Here is a 20,353-nt window from a genome sequence, read left to right on the forward strand (position 1 = left end):
GAGTAACTCACAATGCCAACCCCCACCAAGGGCCCCCGCCTCGGCGGATCGCCCACACACGAGCGCCTGATGCTCAACAACATGGCAGCTCAGCTGTTCGAGCACAAGCAGATCACCACGACCGTGACCAAGGCCAAGCGCCTGCGCCCGGTCGCCGAGCGGATGATCACGAACGCCAAGAAGGGTGACCTGGCAGCACGTCGTCGCGTGCTCGGTCAGATCACCGACAAGTCGATCGTGCACGAGCTCTTCACCTCGATCGCCGAGACCATGGCCGAGCGTCCCGGTGGCTACACCCGGATCACCAAGATCGGTCCGCGCCCCGGCGACAACGCGCCGATGGCCGTCATCGAACTGGTCCTCGAGCCCTACTCGCCGAAGCAGGCCACCGTGAAGGAAGCCGAGCAGGCCACCGCCGCTGCCGCTCCCGCCGCGGACGAGGCTCCGGCAGAAGCCGAAGAGGCACCGGCTGAGGCCGAGGTCGTCGAGGCTGATGCTGAGGTCGTCGACGAGGCTCCGGTCGAGGCCGACGCCGAGACCGCCGAAGAGTCCACCGAGGCTGCTGAGGAGAAGTAACATCCTCTGGGCGGTCTGCTCCGTGTGACGGAGCCGCCGCCGAACACATCGGGCGGGCATCCACATCGGATGCCCGCCCGACGTGTATTCACCGCTGGCGCCTGCTGGGCTGTGCTCGTGTGCAGTCCTGCGAGCGTGCGAGTGTTCGTGCGCAGGCTTGACCCGCAGAGCGCAACGTCAACGTCGACTCAGCGCGTTGGTGCCTGCGCATACACTTCGCGGCACCGCGCACCGCAGGAACGGTGCGAGGTGCCGCGAACTGTAGGTTATGCGCGCGGCAGTGCGCTGCCTCGGAGGCTCAGCGTCCTGCCACAGGCTGCCTCTTCACCCGAGAGAGGGCCACGGACTCGTCGAACTCCCTGTCGGATTCCGCATCGTGCTTGTATGTGAACAGGCTGACGACGATCGCTACGACGAGGTTGACGATGAAGCCGGGGATGATCTCGTAGATGTCGTCGGTGAGCGGAGTGCTCACCTGGCCCCATACGAACGCGACGACGGCTCCGGAGAGCAGACCGAACAGGGCGCCCCAATTGCTCAGACGCTTCCAGAACAGGGTGAGCAGCACGATCGGTCCGAACGAGGCTCCGAAGCCCGCCCAGGCGAATGCCACCAGGTCGAGGATGCTGTTCGACGGAGAGATCGCCAGGACCACGGCGATGATGGCGACGACGAGGACGCCGAGGCGGCCGAGCAGCACATACGTCTTGTCCTGCAGCGTACGTGTCGACCCGGCGCGCAGAGCGACGATCTTGAATAGGTCCTCGATGAGCGCCGAGGAGGTGACGACGAGCTGCGAGGAGACCGTCGACATGATCGCGGCCAGTACCGCGGCGAGCACCAGCCCGGCGATGAAGGGATGGAAGAGGATCTGCGCGAGATCGAGGAACACGGTCTCCGCGTCGGACGGCTCCATATCGGCGTGCTGGGAGAAGTACGAGATCCCGACGATGGCCGTGGCCACGGCACCGAGGGCGGAGATACCCATCCAGCTGACGCCGATGCGTCGGGCGACCGCAGCATCGACCGGAGAGCGCAGGGCCATGAAGCGCACGATGATGTGCGGCTGGCCGAAGTATCCGAGCCCCCAGGCCAAGGATGAGATCACGGCGAGGTAGGCGCCGCTGGCCCAGAACGGTTCGCTGCCGAGGAGGCTGAGGAGTCCGGGGTCGATGTCCCTGACATTGTTGATGACGGTGGCCGGTCCGCCGGCATTGATCACGGCGACGATGGGTACGGCGACGAGGGCCGCGAACATGAGCAGGCCCTGCGCCACATCGGTCAGCGTCGCCCCGAGGAACCCGCCGAAGAGCGTGTAGATCATGGTGACAGCCGCGACGAGGAGCATTCCGCCGAGATAGTTGAGGCCGAAGCTCGATTCGAAGAATTTGCCCGCGGCCACCATTCCGGACGAGACATAGAAGGTGAAGAACACGAGGATGATGACGCCGCAGACGATCCGCAGCAGTCGGGTCCGGTCCGTCAGCCGCTGTTCGAAGAAGCTGGGGATCGTGATCGAGTCACCCGCGTTCTCGGTGAAGGCGCGCAGGCGCGGAGCCACGAGCTTCCAGTTGACCCAGGCACCGGCTGTCAGGCCGATGGCAATCCAGGCTTCGATGAGCCCGGAGACATAGATCGCACCCGGCAGGCCCATGAGCAGCCAGCCGGACATGTCGGAGGCGCCGGCGCTGAGCGCCGCCACGGATGGGCGCAGCCCGCGCCCGGCGAGCATATAGTCGTCGAGGTTGTTCTTCGTCTTCCGATAGGCGAACCAGCCGATGGCCAGCATGGCGGCGAAGTAGAGGACGATCGCTATCGTCCGGAAGGTCGTCTCTGTCACGAGAGGTCAGCTCCTTAGGTAGGCCGACGCGACCCTACAGGAGAAGTGCCCGGACGTGTGAATTGCCTTGGCAGAAGCTGGGCGCCGACAGTGCGCACCGGCGCTCGGAGGGCGGACGCCGGTTCGACGGAGGCACCCCGCCGAGGTGGGGCTCGGCTGAGTACGATACTCAGTCGAGCACGAGCCTCAGTTGAAGACGACGGTGCGGTGGCCGTCCATGAGCACCCGGCCCTGCGCATGCCAGGCGACGGCCCGTGCGAGCACGGCCGCCTCGACGTCCTGACCGCGCTGGACGAAGTCGGCGATCGCTCGATTGTGATCGACCCGGGCGACGTCCTGTTCGATGATCGGGCCCTCGTCGAGGTCGCTGGTGACGTAGTGTGCGGTGGCGCCGATGATCTTCACACCCCGCGCATGAGCTTGGTGGTAGGGCTTCGCACCCTTGAAACTGGGCAGGAACGAATGATGGATGTTGATGACCCGACCCTCGAGGCGGTCGCAGAGCTCAGGGGAGAGGATCTGCATATAGCGAGCCAGCACGATGAGCTCGACGTCGAGCTCATCGACCAGCGCGGACAGTTTCGCCTCGGCCTCCGGCTTCGTCTCGCGGGTGATGGGGATGTGGTGGAAGTCGTGGCCGTGGAACTCGGCCAGGGGCCGAAGCGAGTCGTGGTTGCCGGCGATGCCGACGATGTCGATGGGCAGCTGGGAAGAGGAATGCTGGAAGAGGAGCGTATTGAGGCAGTGCGCGGCCTTCGAGACGAGGATGAGGGTCCGGGTCCTCTTCTCCACCGGCTGCAGACTCACGGTCATCCCGTAACGGTCGGCCACCTCGGCGAGGTCGGATTCGAGTGATTCGATGGTGACACCATCGTCGGTCGTGAACTCGAGGCGGAGGAAGAACTGCTGGGAATCGGGGGAGGAGAACTGCTGGGATTCGGTGATGTTGCCTCCGCGACCTGCGAGCACTCCCGTGACGGCGTGGACGATTCCGGTCGCATCGGGACAGGTGACTCTCAGAATCCATTCTCTGCTCATGGTCTGCATCCTAATCGGTGGTCTCGTCCATGACGTATTCGGCGTGCTCGGACGCGGTTGGACCATGACACGTGAGGACGGCGCCCGCAGGGCCGGCGGTGACCACGTCCGGAGGGCAGGCGGTGACCACGTCCGGAGCGCCGGTGACGAAGGCATCCGCATGACGGTCAGCCCGCTGTGGGCGCGGCCTTCGCTGTTAGCATGGTCTGCGGGTGTTCGCGGCGGCTGATCGCGCTGTCCCACTCACCACATCGGATGCCACAGGAGAGTACTCAATGACCGAAAACTCGATGCAGGCCTCGCTTGCAGACATCGATCCGCAGATCGCCGAGGTCCTCGACCTCGAGTTGGGCCGCCAGCGTTCGACTCTCGAGATGATCGCTTCGGAGAACTTCGTCCCCCGCGCCGTGCTGCAGGCACAGGGGTCGGTGCTGACGAACAAATACGCCGAGGGTTACCCCGGTAAGCGCTACTACGGCGGATGCGAACACGTCGATGTCGCCGAGAACCTCGCCATCGAGCGTGCCAAGAGCCTCTTCGGGGCCGAATACGCCAATGTCCAGCCGCATTCGGGGGCGTCGGCCAACGCCGCGGTGATGCATGCGCTGGCTCGGCAGGGCGACAAGATGCTCGGTCTCTCCCTGGCTCACGGCGGACACCTCACCCACGGCATGAAGATCAACTTCTCCGGCCGTCTCTACGACGTCGCCTCCTACGAGGTCGACCCCGACACCTACCGCATCGACATGGACAAGGTGCGCGAGAAGGCTCTCGAGCACCGTCCGCAGGTCATCGTCGCCGGCTGGTCGGCCTATCCCCGCCAGCTCGACTTCCAGGCCTTCCGCGACATCGCCGACGAGGTGGACGCGAAGCTGTGGGTCGACATGGCCCACTTCGCCGGCCTCGTCGCCGCAGACCTGCACCCGAACCCCGTTCCCTTCGCCGACGTCGTGTCCTCGACGGTGCACAAGACCATCGGCGGACCTCGCTCCGGCTTCATCCTCGGTAAGGAGGAGTACGCGAAGAAGCTCAACTCCGCGGTCTTCCCCGGCCAGCAGGGCGGACCGCTCATGCACGTCGTCGCCGCCAAGGCCGTGGCCTTCAAGCTCGCCGCCGCCGCCGAGTTCAAGGAACGTCAGGAGCGGACCGTGCGCGGTGCGGCCATCCTCGCCGAGCGTCTGCTCGCCGATGACGTCGCCCAGGCCGGCGCAACCGTGCTCACCGGCGGCACCGACGTGCACCTGGTGCTCGTCGACCTGCGCAATTCCGCCCTCGACGGGCAGCAGGCCGAAGACCTCCTCCACGAGGTCGGCATCACCGTCAACCGCAACGCCGTGCCGTTCGACCCCCGCCCGCCGATGGTGACCTCCGGTCTGCGCATCGGCACCCCGGCGCTGGCCACACGCGGATTCGGCGACGCGGAGTTCACCGAGGTCGCCGACGTCATCGCCGAAGCCCTCAAGCCCGGTGCCGACGTCGAGGCTCTCGCCGCACGGGTGAAGAAGCTCAGCGACGACTTCCCCCTCTACGACGGACTGGAGCAGTACTGATGAGTGCACAGATCCTCGACGGCAGAGCCTGCGCGAAGCAGATCAAGGACGAACTCACCGAGACGGTGGCCGAGCTCGCGAAGGCCGGGATCGTTCCCGGACTGGGCACCGTGCTGGTGGGGGAGGACCCCGGTTCGAAATGGTACGTCGCCGGTAAGCACCGCGACTGCGCCGAGGTGGGCATCCGGTCCATCCGCCGCGAGCTGCCGGAGACGGTGAGTCAGGACGAGCTGTTGGCCGTCATCGATGAGCTGAACAACAACGATGAGTGCACCGGCTACATCGTGCAGCTGCCTCTGCCGGGTCACATCGACACGGACACGATCCTCGAGGCGATCGACCCGGCGAAGGACGCTGACGGACTGCATCCGACGAACCTCGGTCGCCTCATGCTCAACGTCAACTCGGAGATCACGACTCCGCTGCCGTGCACTCCGCGCGGAGTCATCGAACTGATCAGCCGCAACGGCATCGAGCTGGCCGGCAAGCACGTCGTCGTCATCGGCCGCGGAGTCACGGTCGGTCGTTCGATCGGGTCCCTGCTGACCCGGCGTGAACACAATGCGACGGTGACGCTGACCCACACCGGTACGCGCAACCTCGACGAACTGCTGGCGCAGGCCGATGTCATCGTCGCGGCCGCCGGTGCCGCGCGCATCGTCAAGGCCGAGTCGGTCAAGCCCGGTGCCATCGTGCTCGACGTCGGGGTCTCACGCGAGGAGGACCCGGAGACGGGGAAGTCGAAGATCGTCGGCGACGTCGACCCCGGTGTTGCCGAGGTGGCGTCATGGATCTCGCCGAACCCCGGCGGAGTGGGGCCGATGACCCGAGCCCTGCTGCTCAAGAACGTCGTCGACACCGCCCAGCGCACCTCCTGATTACTACCTGACGGCGGCCCAGCAACCTCGCGCGAGGTTGCTGGGCCGCCGTCAGGTAGTAGGGGAGGGTCAGTCTTCGGCGAGTTTGAGTTCGAAGAACACCCGTGGGTTGCCGGCACCGGCGTAGTCCTCGATGAGTTCACCATTGAAACCGAGCGAGGAGTGGAAGGAAATCGCGCCGGAGGACTCGGGCATCGTAGTCGCCTGCACCGAGGAGACGCCGAGCTGTCGGGCATGATCGATGAAGTGTTGGTAGAGGTGACGGCCGATGCCCTGGTGCCGGAAATCGGTGCGGGCCGCCACGAGGTGGATGTAAGCCGGCCCGTCATGAGGGATGACGCCGAGCAGATAGCCGACGATCTCCGAACGGTACCGGGCGACGAGTCCCGAGGTCACGAACTGGCGGAACCAGTAGGCATCGTGGTCACCGCTGAGATCCCTGTCGCCCCAGAAGTTCTTCTGTGCTCCCAACAGGAAATCTCGCATCTCACGGGCGTCGACTTCGTCGAGCGGACTGATGCTCAGCTGCTCGGCTTCGATAGTTTCGTCAACGGCCATTGCGCCTCCTGATGTATTCGTGCTTACTCTCACTCTATAACGCCCTGTCCCGGAAGAGTAGTGCGCTCATGACATGATAGAACACATGATTCGGATAGCTTCAGTCAACGTCAACGGGATCCGCGCAGCATGGCGAAAGGGGATGCCCACCTGGGTCGATGCCGCCAAACCCGACTTCATCACCCTGCAGGAAGTGCGCGCGGCCAACGACATCGCACTCGACGTCCTCGCCGACACCGGCTACACCACTATCAGCCACGATGCGGAGGCCAAGGGGCGTGCGGGAGTGGCCGTGATGGCGCGCGCCCAACCGGAGTCCGTGCGCGAAGGACTCGGCGACGACGGCTACTTCGATCGGGCCGGACGGTGGGTGGAGACGGACTACCGCCTCGGCGACGGATCGCTGCTCACCCTCGTGTCCGCTTACGTCCACTCCGGCGAGGTCGACACCCCCAAACAGGAGGACAAGTACCGCTTCCTCGATCGGATGACCGAACGGATGCCGCAGCTGGCCGAGCACGCCGACCATGTGCTCGTCACCGGTGACCTCAACGTCTGCCACACCGAACGCGACCTGAAGAACTGGAAGGCCAATCGGAAGAAGGCCGGATTCCTGCCCGAAGAGCGCGCCTACTTCGACGGATTCTTCGGCGACGTCGGCTACGTCGACGTCCACCGGAAGCTCAGCGGAGACGTCGACGGGCCCTACACCTGGTGGTCCATGCGGGGGAAGGCCTTCGACAACGACGCCGGCTGGCGCATCGACTACCACATGGCCACCCCGGCCCTCGCCGAATCGGCCGTCAGCGCGTCCGTCGACCGTGCCGACAGCTGGGGTGAGCGCTGGTCGGATCACGCCCCGCTGGTCATCGACTACGACCTGCCTGCCGCGAAGGCCTGACCGCCGAGCCACACCGCCGAGGTGGGGCAACCTCGCCGAGGTGGGGCCCGGCAGCCGTGCGCGTGACCTCGATCCCGAAGGATCGCAGACAGACGAGGAGCCCGGGTGCTCAGGACATCATGTCCTGAGCACCCGGGCTCCGTCATTCGCCGAGGCGGCCGACCCTCGAAAAGGAATCGACCGCCGCGAGTGTTGCTCCTCAGCGGCAGCTCACTGCCTCAGCAGCACCGGGCCTTGGGATTGCGGTCCTGTTCGTCGGTGAGGTCACGCCAGAACTCCTTCTCCTCCATGGCCCCTTCGCGAGTGCCGTGACGGCGCTCGTAGGACTCGATGTAGTGGAGGTAGGCGTTCTCACCCATGATCTCCTTGAGGTACCAGTGCACCCAGGCCCCACCTCGGCGAAGGGACCCCCAGGGGTCACGGGCGATGTTGGTCAGCGGATGGGTGGTGCTCATCGTCATTGCCTCCCTGTATTGTGCTCGTCCCACTGCTCCTGTAGCTCGCGCTCGGGCTTGCGCGCGATGAGTCCGGCGGGGGCGAACCGCTGCGTGGGCACGAATTCCTCTTCCGAGGTCGGCAGCGAACCCTTCCGCACTGCCTCGATCGACTTCCAGACCGCCATGACGACGACCATGGCGACTAGGAGTGCGAAGACGATGGACAACGTGCCCTGGACGAAGGTGTTGCGCACGACCGCGCTCATCGCCTCCACCCCTTCGGTGTTGCCCATCGAGGTCTCGCCGGCTGCGAGGGCATCCTTGTAGGCGAAGTGCTGCGCCCAGTAGCCGAGCTTCGGATCCGCGGAGAAGATCTTCTGCCAGGAGGCGACCATCGTCACCAGCAGATCCCAGACGAGTGGGATGCCGGGGATCCACGCCCATTTGGCCATGCCCATCTTGCACACGATCGCGAAGATGACAGCCAGAGCGATCGCCGCCAGCAGCTGGTTCGAGATGCCGAACAGCGGGAACAGCGTGTTGATTCCGCCGAGGGGGTCGGTGACTCCCATGAGCAGGATCGATCCCCAGGCGGCCACCATGATCGCGGTCGTCAGCCACGCTCCCGGAGTCCACGAGGGGTCGCGGAACTTCTTCGAGAAGTTCCCGAGAGCGTCGCTGAGCATGAAGCGGGCGACGCGGGTGCCGGCATCGATCGTGGTGAGGATGAACAGGGCCTCGAACATCACCGCGAAGTGATACCAGAACGACATCCAAGCTGGTCCGCCGAAGACGTTGTGGAGGATGTGGGCCATGCCCATCGCCAGCGTCGGAGCACCGCCGGTGCGGGAGACGATGCTCTCCTCGCCGACGTCCTTGGCCGCTTGATCGAGGATCTCGGGACTGGTCTCGACACCGGACATGCCGAGCGAGTTGTTGATGAAGTCCGAGGCCCCCTGCACGGTGCCGCCGGTCAGCGGCTCGGCCGCGTTCATCGCGAAGTACAGACCCTTGTCGAGGCAGATCGCGGCGACCAGCGCCATGATCGCGACGAAGGATTCCATGAGCATTCCGCCGTAGCCGATGAGGCGGGCCTGGGTCTCCTTCTCGATGAGCTTCGGTGTCGTTCCGGAGGAGATGAGGGCGTGGAAGCCCGACAACGCCCCGCAGGCGATAGTGATGAACAGGAACGGGAACAGCGCTCCGGCGAAGGCCGGACCGGAGGAGTTGAAGGCGAATTCGGTCAGTGCCGGCATCTGCACGCTCGGGTTGACGATGAGGATGCCCACGGCCAGCAGCACGATGGTGCCGATCTTCATGAATGTCGACAGGTAGTCACGCGGCGCCAGCAGCACCCAGACGGGCAGGACCGCAGCGAGGAAGCCGTAGATCATCAGGCACCAGGCCAGGGTGACCTTGTCGAGGTGGAAGACCTCGGACCAGAACGGCGAGTTGTGGACCCAGCCGCCGGCGACGATGGCGATGACGAGGAGGACGACGCCGATCACCGAGGTCTCGATGACCTTGCCCGGACGCAGGTAGCGCATGTAGATGCCCATGAACACGGCGATCGGGATGGTCATCGCGATCGAGAACACGCCCCATGGGCTTTCGGCCAGAGCGTTGATGATGACGACACCGAGGACCGCGATGAGGATGACCATGATGAGGATGATGCCGATTGAGGCGATGATGCCGCCGGTGCGGCCGAGTTCGTCTCGGGTCATCTGCCCCAGGGACCGGCCGTTGCGTCGCATCGAGAAGAACAGCACCATGTAGTCCTGGACGCCGCCGGCGAGGATGACGCCGACGATGATCCACAGGGTGCCCGGCAGGTAGCCCATCTGGGCAGCGAGGATCGGTCCGACGAGGGGACCGGCACCGGAGATCGCCGCGAAGTGGTGTCCGAACAGGACCCGGCGATCGGTCGGAGCGAAGTCGCGGCCGTTGTCATTGAGCTCCGCGGGGGTCGCCCGCTTCGGGTCGGGTCGGCAGATCTTCCATTCGATGAACTTCGCATAGAAGCGGAAGCCGATGAGGTAGCTGCCGACGGCGGCGGCGACGAACCAGCTGGCAGACATCTCCTCGCCGCGGACAAAGGCGATCATTGCCCAGCCGGCGGCGGCGACCAGGGCGATGACCACCCAGAGTACGATCTTCGCGGGCGTCCACCGCGGTTTCTCGACCACGGCGACCGGTGGCAGGTCGTCTTCGGTCTTGACGTATTCGACCGACATAATCCTCCTCCTTGAGAGTGCTGCATAGGAATCGCGGAATGCTCCTCATAATCGACCCGGCGGGGACTGTCCTCGACGCTTGACCGAGAAGTGTGAGTTACCTTGGCGATTCATGTGATCTGCAAGTCACTATACCGCTCGTCCGCCCTGTTTCGTCTCGCCGATCACGGGCGTGAGGATCACGTGCGCGAGACGAGTTCGAACCCGCCGACCGTCGACCGCCCACGGCCGAGTCCGCATTCGGGACCGGCCATGAGCGGCCGGTGGTGAGGATGGCATCATAGGATCATGACGAACTCTTCTCTGCCACGCACTGTCTCCGGCATCCAAGCCACCTCTGATTCCCTGCATCTGGGCAACTACATCGGGGCGCTGCAGCAGTTCGTGACGCATCAGGAGTCGCACGACGCCTTCTACTTCATCGCGAACATGCACGCGATCACCGTCGAACAGGATCCCGCCGACCTGCGCGAGCGCACCCTGCGCACCGCCGCCCAGTTCATCGCGGCCGGGATCGATCCGGAGAAGTCGACGATCTTCGTCCAGTCCCAGGTTCCGGCACACCCGCAGCTGTCCTGGGTCCTCGAGTGCACCACCTCGATGGGTGAGGCGAGTCGGATGACGCAGTTCAAGGACAAGTCGGCCAAGCAGCAGCACGTGTCCCTCGGCCTGCTCACCTATCCCGCGCTCATGGCCGCCGACATCCTCCTCTACAATCCGCAGCTCGTCCCCGTCGGGGAGGATCAGCGCCAGCATCTCGAGCTGACCCGCAACCTCGCCGAACGGTTCAACTACCGGTTCGGAGAGACCTTCGTCGTCCCCGAGGCGCAGATACTCAAGGCCACTGCGAAGATCTATGACCTGCAGAACCCGGGTGCGAAGATGTCGAAATCCCAACCGAGCCCGCAGGGGCGCATCGACATCCTCGACGATGCGAAGGCGCTGACGAAGAAGATCAAGTCCGCCGTGACCGATGACGGCACCGAGATCGCCTACGATCCTGAGACCAAACCCGGGGTGTCGAATCTGCTGACCATCTACTCCTCACTGACCTCCCGCACGGTCGACGACATCGTCGCCGACTACGAGGGCAAGATGTACGGACATCTCAAGGTCGACCTCGCCGAGGTGGCTGTGGAGACCCTCAGCCCCGTGCGGGAGCGTACGCTCGAACTCCTCGAGGACCGGGCTCAGCTGCAGGCCATCCTCGACCGCGGAGCCGAGAAGGCCAGCGAGATCGCCGAGGCGACCCTGCGCGAGGTCTACGACAAGATCGGCTTCATCTGATCATGGCGAGGAAGAAGCCCGAGGAGGGTCCGCTCAATCTCACACCGGACATGCTGCACACCGCTGCGCGGGTGGAGGACCGGTTCAACGGGTGGATCCAGAACCGGGCGACCGACCACAGCTATCAGCGCACCGTCATCGCCTACGACACGTACGGCGGTACCGGCTGGGTGCGGGTCCTCGGACGTCTGGTGCTCACTCCCAACGGGCAGCCGGCGGCGGACATCCACGCGAGTATCCGCGGGTGGAAGTCCTTCGTCAGCGTGCCTCTGCCCAATGACACGGCGTGGGTGCGGGTCAACGACGAAGAGCACATGGTCACCTCGGACCGGGGCGGCATCATCGATACGGTCATTCCCGGCGACTTCGAGCCGGGGGAGACGGAGATCGAATTGTGGACCGATGGTTCCCTCGTCGACTCTGCGGCTGTGCGCATCATCGGTGAGGACTCGACCTTCGGGATCATCTCCGACATCGACGACACCGTCATGGTCACCTCGCTGCCCAGGCCTTTCCTCGCCGCGTGGAACACGTTTGTCCTCAGCGAGCATGCGCGTTCACCTGTGGCGGGTATGGCTGTGCTCTATGACCGGATCACCTTCATGCGTCCGTCGACCCCGATGATCTACCTGTCTACCGGCGCGTGGAATTCGGCCCTGACGATCAAACGCTTCCTCTCCCGCAACCTCTATCCGATGGGGCCGCTGCTGCTCACGGACTGGGGTCCGACGACGACGCGGGTCTTTCGGTCGGGCAAGGAGCACAAGCGCAATATGCTCGAGCGGCTGTCCCGGGAGTTCCCGTGGATGAAGTGGCTGCTCATCGGTGACGACGGGCAGAAGGACGAAGAGGTCTACGGCGAATTCGTCGAAAACCATCCGGAGAACGTCGCCGCTGTGGCCATCCGTCAGCTCACCGTCGGTGAGGCGGTGTGGGCCGGCGGCCGCTCGAAGCGCCACGGTCGCGGGCAGGGAGTGCCGTGGATCTATGCGCCGGACGGTGCGGGACTGTCCTCCCGCCTGACTGAACGCGGAATCATCTCGACCATCTGACCCGCCCCCACTTACTACCTGACGGCGGCCCAGCAACCTCGCGCGAGGTTGCTGGGCCGCCGTCAGGTAGCAAATGGAGGTCTAGCTGGTCTTTGAGAAGTGCTTGGGCAGCTCAGCCCAGGCGTGCCCGCAGCTCTGCCTTTGCCGTCTCGTACTGGGCCGCGAAGGTCTCGACGAGCTCGCCGGTCGTGCGCTGCGTGCCGAGCGCGCCGATGCCCTGGCCCGAACCCCAGATGTCGCGCCAGGCCTTCGCATCCGAGTTCGGATCGGACGCGAAGTTCATCTTCGACGGATCGGATTCGGGAAGATCATCGGGATCGAGCCCGGAGTTCACAATTGATCCGCGCAGGTAGTTGCCGCTGACCCCGGTGAAGTAGTTCGAGTAGACGACGTCCTCGGCACCCGAATCGACGATCATCTGGCGGTAGTCGTCGACGACGTTCGCCTCGGGCGTGGACAGGAAGGCCGAACCGACGTACGCGAAGTCCGCGCCGGCGGCCAGGGCAGCCAGGATCGAGCGACCGTGCGCGATGGCTCCCGAAAGCAGCAGGGGGCCGTCGAACCAGGACCGGATCTCCTGGACGAGCGCGAACGGGGACTGGGCGCCGGCATGGCCGCCGGCACCGGCGGCCACGGCGATGACTCCGTCGGCTCCCTTCTCGACAGCTTTGTGCGCGAAGCGGTTGTTGATGACGTCGTGGAGGACGACGCCGCCGTAGGAATGGACGGCGTCGTTGACTTCCTCACGGGCGCCCAAAGAGGTGATGACGATCGGGACCTGGTGTCGGACCACCTCGGCGAGGTCCTGCTCGAGGCGATTGTTCGACCGGTGCACGATGAGGTTGACCGCGAACGGGGCGGCCGGTCGATCCGGGTGGGTCTCTGAGTATTCGGCGTTCGATTCGGTGATCTCGTCGAGCCAGTCGGTCAGCTGTGATGCCGGGCGCGCGTTGAGCGTGGGGAAGGATCCGACCACCCCGGCCCGGCACTGAGCCTTGACGAGTTCGGGCCCGGAGGCGATGAACATGGGCGAGGCGAAGACGGGCAGACGCAGCTGGGAGCGCAGATCGGTGAGTGGTTTCACGATGCCTCCTTGAGTCGATGAATGCATGTTCCCACTCTAACTGAACGTTTGTTAAATGCGATATCCGCCACATCGGCTGGCTGTCGATTCCGCGGACCGTTGCCCCCCTCGCCGAGGCGGTGCGCAGGTTCTCGGGCCGCCTCCGTCCGGAGACGACGATGGCGCAGACCCCGCTGAGTCTGCGCCATCGTTGGGCCGGTCGCTGTGCTCAGGAATCCGTGAAGTCCGGCTCGCGCTTCTCGACGAAGGCGGCCATGCCCTCGGTCTGGTCGTTCGTGGCCAGGGTCGAGTGGAAGAGGCGGCGTTCGTAGCGCAGCCCCTGTTCCAGGGTCGTTTCGAACGCGGTGTTGACCGCCTCCTTGACCATCGCCGAGGCGATCCGGGACTTGGCTGCGATCGTCTGCGCGATCTCGTTGGCCGTTGTCATGAGCTCTTCGGGCTCGACGACGCGAGCGACGAGTCCGGAACGCTCGGCCTCCTCGGCGCCCATCATCCGTCCGGTCAGGCACATGTCCATCGACTTCGCCTTGCCGACCGCGCGGGTCAGACGCTGTGATCCGCCCATGCCCGGCAGCACGCCGAGGTTGATCTCGGGTTGGCCGAACTTCGCCTTCGTCGAGGCGATGAGGATGTCGCCCATCATCGCGAGCTCGCAGCCGCCGCCGAGCGCGAAGCCGCCCACCGCAGTGATGATCGGCTTGCGGACGTCGGTCAGTCGCGTCCACCCGGCGAACCAGTCCGCCTTGTAGGCGGTGGCGAAGTCGAGACTCGACATCTCCTTGATGTCGGCGCCGGCGGCGAAGGCCTTGTCGCTGCCGGTGATGATGATCGCCTTGACCGAGTCGTCGGCGTCGAAGCCGGCGGCCGCCTCGGTGACCTCGGTGAGCACCTGCAGATTGAGCGCATTGAGCGCCTTCGGGCGGTTGAGGGTGATGGTCGCGACTCCGTCGGCGACCTCGGTCAGGATGGTTTCGAATTCGCTCATGAGAACACCTTCTCTTCGTGATCGGTGGTGAGGATGGAGTGGACGGTTTCGTCGCTGACCTCGGACAGAGAGGCCGGGTTCCACTTCGGATTGCGGTCCTTGTCGATGACCTGGGCGCGGATGCCCTCCTTGAGGTCGGGCAGCCCGGTGAGGGTGACCGCGACGCGGTAGTCCTGTTCGAGGACCTCGGCCAGCGTCATCGTCTCGGCGTTGCGGACGGCGGCCAGGGTCACCTTCACCGAGGTGGGGGCCTTGGTCCCGATGAGCTCGGCGGTGGCCTGCGCAGCGGGATCGGCATGCGCGGCGAGGGCCGCGACGATGTCCTCGGCGCTGTCGCCCACGTAGCATTCGTCGATCCAGTCGGCCGCCTCGGCGAGTTCGTTCTCCGGTGCCTCGGTTGCGTACTTGCCGATGACGGTGTCGAGATCCTCACCGGCGGTGAGGTCGTCGATGAGCTCGGGGACCTGGGCATCGGGAACGAAGTGGTCGGCCAGTCCCAGGGCGATCGCGGCGCCCGGGCCGACCGGCTGACCGGTCAGAGCGAGGTGGGTGCCGAGCTCTCCCGGAGCATTGGCCAGCAGGTGTGTGCCGCCGACGTCGGGGAAGAGTCCGATTCCGGTCTCGGGCATTCCGACCTTCGTCGAATCGGTGACGATGCGGTGCGAGCCGTGCCCGGAGATCCCGACCCCGCCGCCCATGGTGATGCCGTTCATGATCACGACGTAGGGTTTGGGGAACTCGGAGATCGCGTAGTTCATCTTGTACTCGCGGTTCCAGAACTCCGCGTTCTCATCGCTGCCGGCGACGATGTCGTTGTACACGGCCTTGATGTCGCCGCCTGCGCACAGGCCGCGTTCTCCGCGACCGGTGACGAGGACGATGGAGACCGAGTCGTCGTCGCGCCAAGCGTTGAGGGCGTCGTCGATGGCGCCCACCATGTCCTGGCTGAGCGCGTTGATCAGCTTCGGTCGGTTGAGTTCGATTCGGCCAACCCCGTGGGATACCGAGGTGATGACGGGTTCGTCCGCCGCCTGTGCCGAAGGTTCTGTCATATCAGCCCACTCCTGTGCTCTTGCGCGAGATGATCACGCGCATGATTTCGTTGGTGCCTTCCAGAATCTGGTGGACGCGCAGGTCACGAACCAGCTTCTCAATTCCATACTCTGTCAGATAGCCGTAGCCGCCGTGCAACTGGAGTGCCCGGTTGGCGACGTCGAAGCCGGTGTCGGTGGCCTTGAGCTTGGCCATCGCGGACAGCAGGGAGGTGTTGGGATCGCCGGCGTCGTAGGCGTTCGCCGCTCGCCACAGCAGTGACCTGGCGCCCTCGAGGTCGGCCTGCATCTGTGCGACCTCGAAGCGCAGCGCCTGGAAACCGGAGAGCTCGGTGCCGAAGGCCTGACGCTCGCCCATATAGACGATGGCCTTCTCGAGAGCCGACTGCCCGCCGCCGAGAGAGCAGGCGCCGATGTTGAGGCGACCCCCGTCGAGGCCGGACATCGCGATCTTGAATCCCTGCCCGGGCTCGCCGAGCATGTTCTCCTTCGGCACGCGCACGTTCTCCATGATCACCTGGCGGGTGGGCTGGGCGCGCCACCCCATCTTCTGCTCATTGGGGCCGAAGCTCAGTCCCTCCATGTTCTTCTCGAGGATGAAGGCGGAGATTCCGCGGGAGCCGTCCTGACCGGTGCGGGCCATGACGAGGTAGGTCTCCGAGGTGCCCGCGCCGGAGATGAACTGCTTGACGCCATTGAGAACGTAGGTGTCACCGTCCTCCCGCGCCGAGGTGCGCAGGGCCGCGGCATCGGAGCCGGCGTTGGGTTCGGTCAGACAGTAGCTGCCGAGGTGGTCCATCGAGACCAGGGGAGTGAGGTACTTCGCCTTCTGGTCGTCGTTGCCGAATTTGTCGATCATCCACGCGACCATGTTGTGGATGGAGATATAGGCGGCGACCGAGGGGCATCCGGTCGACATCGCCTCGAAGATCAGGGCCGCATCCATGCGGCCCATCCCGGTTCCGCCGGCCTCTTCGCTGACGTAGATTCCGCCCATCCCGAGTTCGGCGGACTTCCTGATCACGTCGACGGGGAAGAAGTGTTCGGCATCCCATTCGAGGGCGTGCGGGGCGATCTCGGTATCGGCGAACTCGCGCACCATTCCGGAGACGGTCTGCTGTTCGTCAGTGAGACCGAAGGGCAGGGCAGCTGCTGTGCTGCGGGACATGATTCCTCCAGTGATCCGGCGCAAAAGGGTGACTGGCACCACGATACGTCGCAATTACTTGGACGTCCAACTAAATGAGCGCCGAGGCGGCTCCGCGGTTGCCGTGTTCAGTGCAGGGGAGGGCCGGGGAGGGGTGGAGTCCCTGTCCGCTCAGCTGTGGTCCTCGAGACCTGAGCGCAGCGTCGCGAGGTGGGGGAGGAGGGAATCGAGATCGATGCCGGAGAAGTCCGGAGAGGAGAAGACTTCGGCGTTGAGGGCAGTCGTCGCCTGTGCGGCGAGTGCCCGGCCGGCGTCGGTGAGGTCGACGAGCGTGGTGCGACGATCGTCGGGATGGCTGCGGCGGGCGACAAGGCCGGCCTTCTCCAGGCGGTCGACGGAGTTCGTCGTCGAGGTGGCATGGACCTGCAGGCGTGCCGAGATCTTCGACATGGGCAGTGTGCCCGACCTGGTGAAGGACAGCAGCGTGAGGACTTCGTAGCGGGAGAAGGTGAGGGCGAAGGGCTTGAGCGCGGCATCGACTCGGGCCAGGAAGAGCTGGTGGATCCTCATCACCGAGATCACCGTCGTCATCCCGTCGGCGGCCTCGGTCCATCCGTGGGCCAACCATTGCCGACGGGACTCCTCGATCGGGTCGAGTCTGCTGGGTGTCTTCTCTTCTGCCGCCATTGTCGACAGTGTAGTGAAGTGAGAGGATGGGCGCATGTGCGGTCGACTCAATATGTCTCTCGATCCGGCGGATCTCGCCGATGAGCTTCGGCTGGACGTCGTCTCCTATGACTATTCGCCGCGCTACAACGTTCCACCGGGATCGTTCGTCCCGATCGTCGTCGAGCGCCTCGATGAAGAGGGTCAGCTCCATCGCAGACTTGAGACCGCGTCATGGGGCCTGGTTCCTTCGTGGGCGAAGGATGTGAAGATCGGCTTCAAGGCTTTCAACGCCCGATCCGAGACCGTGTTGGACAAACCGATGTTCCGGCAGGCGATCAGGCGCCGCCGTTGTGCGTTGCCGATCCCGGGCTACTACGAATGGGAGACGGCGGAGGGCGGCAAACAGCCGTGGATGATGAGCGCCGCGGGCAAGGACCCTCTGTTCATGGCCGGTCTCTTCGAGTTCTGGAAGCAGCCGGACGAGAGCTGGCTGGTTTCGACGTCGATCCTCACCATGGAGTCGGCTGGACATCTCTCCGAAGTCCATCACCGAATGCCGGTGTTCCTCGGGCGTGAGCGCATCGATGATTGGATCGACCCGGGAGTGCTCAGCAACGACGTCCCCGAACTGTTGGCTGCGACCCTGGATCACGTCGACCCTGCAAGTGTGACCCGACACAAGGTCGGCAAGGCAGTGGGCAATGTCCGCAATGACACTCCGGAGCTCACCCAGCCGGTCGGCTGACAACCGATCCTCAAGCGGAAGTCGGGCAGGTTTCGACGGCTGTTCTGAGGCCCGTGCAACTGTCGGCGCGAGCGTCGAACGGCCAGCGTTCGACGTCGTTTTGCGCACCGATGATGATGTGTGTATCGTTGTCCGGGTTGCCGAGCCGCAAGGAACGGCGACAGTCGCTCTCATCGGGAACGATTCGGGTAAAACGAAGATGAACTTCGAGTTGCACGGGCCGGAACAACCATGTAGAGTAGACATCCGCTGGCACAGCGAGTCGCAAGACGAAAAGTGCACAACAGAAACTGATACCCCCAGTGAACACGCTTGTGTGTGGTGATGGGTGTGTGTTTGTGGTTTGAGAATCCAATAGCGTGTTTGTTTGAACAAGTTGTGATGCCAGAACATTTTATTTTCTGGTGAGACAATCACACGGCCAAGCATCTGTGTTCATCCTTCGTGTGGGTGGTTCTTCGCCGAACCTCCCGCAACATAGTGGGGTGAGCGTTTCGGGTGTTTGGTTGTTTTTTGGTCAACCTTCTCACCCCGTGAGGGGTTGGCTGTCTTGCTGGGATTCATTCGTACCATGTTTTTTATGGAGAGTTTGATCCTGGCTCAGGACGAACGCTGGCTGCGTGCTTAACACATGCAAGTCGAACGCTGAAGCCCGAAGCTTGCTTTGGGTGGATGAGTGGCGAACGGGTGAGTAACACGTGAGTAACCTGCCCCTGATTTCGGGATAAGCCTGGGAAACTGGGTCTAATACCGGATACGACCTTCCCTCGCATGAGGGTTGGTGGAAAGTTTTTCGATTGGGGATGGGCTCGCGGCCTATCAGCTTGTTGGTGGGGTAATGGCCTACCAAGGCGACGACGGGTAGCCGGCCTGAGAGGGCGACCGGCCACACTGGGACTGAGACACGGCCCAGACTCCTACGGGAGGCAGCAGTGGGGAATATTGCACAATGGGGGAAACCCTGATGCAGCGACGCAGCGTGCGGGATGACGGCCTTCGGGTTGTAAACCGCTTTCAGCAGGGAAGAAGCGGAAGTGACGGTACCTGCAGAAGAAGTACCGGCTAACTACGTGCCAGCAGCCGCGGTAATACGTAGGGTACGAGCGTTGTCCGGAATTATTGGGCGTAAAGAGCTCGTAGGTGGTTGGTCACGTCTGCTGTGGAAACGCAACGCTTAACGTTGCGCGTGCAGTGGGTACGGGCTGACTAGAGTGCAGTAGGGGAGTCTGGAATTCCTGGTGTAGCGGTGAAATGCGCAGATATCAGGAGGAACACCGGTGGCGAAGGCGGGACTCTGGGCTGTAACTGACACTGAGGAGCGAAAGCATGGGGAGCGAACAGGATTAGATACCCTGGTAGTCCATGCCGTAAACGTTGGGCACTAGGTGTGGGGGGCATTCCACGTTCTCCGCGCCGTAGCTAACGCATTAAGTGCCCCGCCTGGGGAGTACGGTCGCAAGGCTAAAACTCAAAGGAATTGACGGGGGCCCGCACAAGCGGCGGAGCATGCGGATTAATTCGATGCAACGCGAAGAACCTTACCAAGGCTTGACATACACTGGACCGTTCTGGAAACAGTTCTTCTCTTTGGAGCTGGTGTACAGGTGGTGCATGGTTGTCGTCAGCTCGTGTCGTGAGATGTTGGGTTAAGTCCCGCAACGAGCGCAACCCTCGTTCTATGTTGCCAGCACGTGATGGTGGGAACTCATAGGAGACTGCCGGGGTCAACTCGGAGGAAGGTGGGGATGACGTCAAATCATCATGCCCTTTATGTCTTGGGCTTCACGCATGCTACAATGGCTGGTACAGAGAGAGGCGAACCCGTGAGGGTGAGCGAATCCCTTAAAGCCAGTCTCAGTTCGGATCGTAGTCTGCAATTCGACTACGTGAAGTCGGAGTCGCTAGTAATCGCAGATCAGCAACGCTGCGGTGAATACGTTCCCGGGCCTTGTACACACCGCCCGTCAAGTCACGAAAGTCGGTAACACCCGAAGCCGGTGGCCCAACCCCTTGTGGGAGGGGGCCGTCTAAGGTGGGACTGGTGATTGGGACTAAGTCGTAACAAGGTAGCCGTACCGGAAGGTGCGGCTGGATCACCTCCTTTCTAAGGAGCGCACATCAGAACCCCAACGCGTGGCCCGTGCGTGGTCATGGTTGGGAGCTCAAGGGTGGAACATCACAACTCCCGCTCATCGGCTCAGCGTCGTCAAGGTATGTGCCTTGTGTGACGGTGGGGAACTGGTGGGCTAGAACGGGCACGTTATTGGGTCCTGGAATCACAAACCCCGACACTTCGGTGTTGGGTGTGGTTTCAACC

The 20,353-nt window shown here is 63.9% G+C and carries 17 protein-coding genes and 1 rRNA gene; 8 read left to right on the forward strand and 10 right to left on the reverse strand.

Annotated elements, in window-relative coordinates; all coding sequences use genetic code 11:
• Positions 1–12: 12 nt before the first annotated feature.
• On the forward strand, positions 13–576 hold the full coding sequence (gene rplQ, locus GUY23_RS06275; protein ID WP_166970683.1) for a 50S ribosomal protein L17: 564 nt from the start codon (positions 13–15) through the stop codon (positions 574–576).
• A 298-nt stretch (positions 577–874) separates the two neighbouring features.
• Here the strand turns inward: rplQ and putP are convergent, their stop codons facing one another.
• Complete coding sequence (gene putP / locus GUY23_RS06280) at positions 875–2,416, reverse strand: sodium/proline symporter PutP (protein ID WP_166970685.1); 1,542 nt, start codon at positions 2,414–2,416, stop codon at positions 875–877.
• Positions 2,417–2,602: 186 nt separating this feature from the next.
• On the reverse strand, positions 2,603–3,454 hold the full coding sequence (gene purU, locus GUY23_RS06285; protein WP_166970687.1) for a formyltetrahydrofolate deformylase: 852 nt from the start codon (positions 3,452–3,454) through the stop codon (positions 2,603–2,605).
• A 275-nt stretch (positions 3,455–3,729) separates the two neighbouring features.
• Between purU and glyA the strand changes: the two genes are divergently transcribed.
• Complete coding sequence (gene glyA, locus GUY23_RS06290) at positions 3,730–5,004, forward strand: serine hydroxymethyltransferase (protein WP_323127155.1); 1,275 nt, start codon at positions 3,730–3,732, stop codon at positions 5,002–5,004.
• Positions 5,004–5,882 (forward strand): bifunctional methylenetetrahydrofolate dehydrogenase/methenyltetrahydrofolate cyclohydrolase, encoded by an 879-nt coding sequence (locus GUY23_RS06295; protein WP_166970689.1) that lies wholly within the window; start codon positions 5,004–5,006, stop codon positions 5,880–5,882. Before glyA ends, GUY23_RS06295 begins: the two co-directional genes overlap by 1 nt.
• Positions 5,883–5,951: 69 nt before the next feature.
• Here GUY23_RS06295 and GUY23_RS06300 read toward each other — a convergent pair whose 3' ends face one another.
• The gene (locus GUY23_RS06300; protein ID WP_166970691.1) at positions 5,952–6,440 is read right to left on the reverse strand and encodes a GNAT family N-acetyltransferase; all 489 of its coding nucleotides are present in this window, start codon (positions 6,438–6,440) and stop codon (positions 5,952–5,954) included.
• 85 nt (positions 6,441–6,525) lie between these two features.
• Here GUY23_RS06300 and GUY23_RS06305 point away from each other — a divergent pair, with 85 nt between their 5' ends.
• Positions 6,526–7,341, forward strand: coding sequence for an exodeoxyribonuclease III (locus GUY23_RS06305; RefSeq protein WP_208085500.1), 816 nt, complete (start codon positions 6,526–6,528; stop codon positions 7,339–7,341).
• Positions 7,342–7,559: 218 nt separating this feature from the next.
• Here GUY23_RS06305 and GUY23_RS06310 read toward each other — a convergent pair whose 3' ends face one another.
• Positions 7,560–7,802, reverse strand: a complete 243-nt coding sequence (locus tag GUY23_RS06310) for a CstA-like transporter-associated (seleno)protein (protein WP_228282765.1) — start codon at positions 7,800–7,802, stop codon at positions 7,560–7,562.
• Entirely contained in the window at positions 7,799–10,015 is a 2,217-nt protein-coding gene (locus tag GUY23_RS06315) for a carbon starvation CstA family protein (RefSeq protein WP_166970695.1), read from the reverse strand. Before GUY23_RS06315 ends, GUY23_RS06310 begins: the two co-directional genes overlap by 4 nt.
• 288 nt (positions 10,016–10,303) lie before the next feature.
• Between GUY23_RS06315 and trpS the strand changes: the two genes are divergently transcribed.
• Both trpS and GUY23_RS06325 read left to right on the forward strand, forming a co-directional pair.
• On the forward strand, positions 10,304–11,302 hold the full coding sequence (gene trpS, locus GUY23_RS06320) for a tryptophan--tRNA ligase (protein WP_166970697.1): 999 nt from the start codon (positions 10,304–10,306) through the stop codon (positions 11,300–11,302).
• A gap of 2 nt (positions 11,303–11,304) precedes the next feature.
• Positions 11,305–12,354 carry an App1 family protein gene (locus tag GUY23_RS06325; RefSeq protein WP_166970699.1) on the forward strand — a complete coding sequence of 350 codons (1,050 nt, stop codon included), beginning with the start codon at positions 11,305–11,307 and terminating at the stop codon, positions 12,352–12,354.
• A 112-nt stretch (positions 12,355–12,466) separates the two neighbouring features.
• On the opposite strand, the gene GUY23_RS06330 is transcribed toward GUY23_RS06325, so the two are convergent.
• The 5 genes from GUY23_RS06330 to GUY23_RS06350 form a co-directional block, all read right to left on the reverse strand.
• Positions 12,467–13,438 (reverse strand): NAD(P)H-dependent flavin oxidoreductase, encoded by a 972-nt coding sequence (locus GUY23_RS06330; RefSeq protein WP_228282766.1) that lies wholly within the window; start codon positions 13,436–13,438, stop codon positions 12,467–12,469.
• A gap of 208 nt (positions 13,439–13,646) precedes the next feature.
• Positions 13,647–14,423 carry an enoyl-CoA hydratase gene (locus tag GUY23_RS06335; RefSeq protein ID WP_166970703.1) on the reverse strand — a complete coding sequence of 259 codons (777 nt, stop codon included), beginning with the start codon at positions 14,421–14,423 and terminating at the stop codon, positions 13,647–13,649.
• On the reverse strand, positions 14,420–15,475 hold the full coding sequence (locus tag GUY23_RS06340; RefSeq protein WP_166970705.1) for an enoyl-CoA hydratase/isomerase family protein: 1,056 nt from the start codon (positions 15,473–15,475) through the stop codon (positions 14,420–14,422). The genes GUY23_RS06335 and GUY23_RS06340 overlap by 4 nt, the downstream gene beginning before the upstream one ends.
• Position 15,476: 1 nt before the next feature.
• Complete coding sequence (locus GUY23_RS06345) at positions 15,477–16,643, reverse strand: acyl-CoA dehydrogenase family protein (protein ID WP_166970707.1); 1,167 nt, start codon at positions 16,641–16,643, stop codon at positions 15,477–15,479.
• A gap of 150 nt (positions 16,644–16,793) precedes the next feature.
• A complete protein-coding gene (locus GUY23_RS06350) occupies positions 16,794–17,309 on the reverse strand; it encodes a MarR family winged helix-turn-helix transcriptional regulator (RefSeq protein ID WP_166970709.1) in 516 nt (171 codons plus the stop codon).
• Between the two features lie 52 nt (positions 17,310–17,361).
• On the opposite strand from GUY23_RS06350, the gene GUY23_RS06355 reads away from it, so the two are divergent.
• Together GUY23_RS06355 and GUY23_RS06360 are read left to right on the forward strand one after the other, a co-directional pair.
• Positions 17,362–18,036 carry an SOS response-associated peptidase gene (locus GUY23_RS06355; RefSeq protein ID WP_407647381.1) on the forward strand — a complete coding sequence of 225 codons (675 nt, stop codon included), beginning with the start codon at positions 17,362–17,364 and terminating at the stop codon, positions 18,034–18,036.
• Between the two features lie 577 nt (positions 18,037–18,613).
• Positions 18,614–20,140: ribosomal RNA gene (locus GUY23_RS06360) — 16S ribosomal RNA — on the forward strand.
• Positions 20,141–20,353: the final 213 nt, after the last annotated feature.

Source organism: Brevibacterium atlanticum (assembly GCF_011617245.1).
GTDB lineage: Bacteria > Actinomycetota > Actinomycetes > Actinomycetales > Brevibacteriaceae > Brevibacterium > Brevibacterium atlanticum.